Source organism: Kitasatospora sp. NPDC088264, assembly GCF_040685715.1.
In the GTDB taxonomy this organism is placed as follows: domain Bacteria; phylum Actinomycetota; class Actinomycetes; order Streptomycetales; family Streptomycetaceae; genus Kitasatospora.
In genome coordinates, this window is record NZ_JBFBIR010000146.1 from 1 (window position 1) to 1,346 (window position 1,346).

The following is a 1,346-nucleotide window of genomic DNA, read 5'->3' on the forward strand; positions in this document are numbered from 1 at the left end:
GTGTGCCCCGCCCGGGGTCCTGTCCGGCCGGACAGGACCCGGGGCGGGTCTGCTTCGCCATCCACCAGAACACACCCAACCCGCCACGAACCACCCGCCTTGAGGCGGCCTCCAGTGGATCTCCAGCGCCGGCACACCGCCCCCACGCCCCGGCCCGGGCCACCGCAAACGGAAGGGTGCGCATCGGGTGGGGCGGGAGGCGGACCCGGAGTCCAGGCCGGACGCGCACCCGGGCGGGCAGGTGGCCGGCACCGGTGAGCCGTCGGCGGCTCAGGGCAGCAGCAGGCCCGGGACGAGGACCAGGCCGACCAGGCCCGCGACCAGGGTCGGCAGGCCGGTGACGCCCATCCACACCAGGTGGCCGGCGAGCCCGCCCGGCGTGTCCGCCGACAGGCGGCCGGGCACCACCAGGACCGTACGGGGCCGCGCCACGTCCTGCACGTCGGCGGCGCTGCACTCGTGCCGCTGCGCCGTGCCGAGCTGGTCGGTCACCCGGTAGGTGTACCGGAGCGTGCGCCGGGTGCTGCGGGAGTGGCCGTGGACGTCGTGCACCCTGTACTCCCCGAGGTAGGAGCCGGTGAACTCCGCCGGGCGGAGCTCGCCGAGTGCCTGCTGCTGGCGCCAGTACCGCAGCTGCCAGGGCAGGTTCGCCGCCCAGGCGGCGCTCACCCACCAGGCGGCGAAGCCGGCCCAGACGAACCCGGCCCGCACCGGGTGGCCGAGCAGGGCCAGGGCGACGGACTCGGTGAGGCAGCCGGCGAACAGCGCGAGGAGGCCGAGCTGCCAGCCGGCGGGCCGCAGCGGCCTGGGCCGCCGGAACGGTTCGACGCGGATCCGCGTCGGGTCGGCCGGAGCCTCGGCGAGCCGTTTCAGCCGTTGCGCGTTGATGGCGTCGGCGAACGCCTGGGCCTTGGCGTCGGTCGTGCCCAGGCGGAACTCGGAGCGCTCGCCGCGCCCCGGCGGGTCGACCTCGACGCACAGGTCCCAGAGCACGCCCCGGCCGGGGACGGCGTGCACCCGGTGGATCCGGCCGTAGGGGATGTGGAAGGCCTCCGGTTCCTCCTGCCACACCAGCGCGGATCCGGTCATCCGCACCGAGCGCCGGCCGAACCAGGTGCGGAGTTCCCTCGGCGGTACGAGTACTGCCTGCCCGGCCATCGCTGTTCTCGTGCTCCCCCGTGACGTGATCTCGGCCGCGTGATCATATAGCCGCGGCGGCCCCCCGACGGCCGTGGGGGGGGGGGGGGGGGGGGGCCCCCCCCCCCCCCGGGGGGGGGGGGGGGGGCCCCCCCCCCCCCCCCGCCGGGGGCCCCCCGCCCCCCCCGCGCCCCGAGGGGGGGGTGGGT

The 1,346-nt window shown here is 77.3% G+C and carries 1 protein-coding gene; it reads right to left on the reverse strand.

Annotation, left to right across the window (positions count from 1 at the left end; genetic code table 11):
• Positions 1–270: 270 nt before the first annotated feature.
• Complete coding sequence (locus AB0O82_RS38725; protein ID WP_363589758.1) at positions 271–1,158, reverse strand: hypothetical protein; 888 nt, start codon at positions 1,156–1,158, stop codon at positions 271–273.
• Positions 1,159–1,346 lie beyond the last annotated feature (188 nt).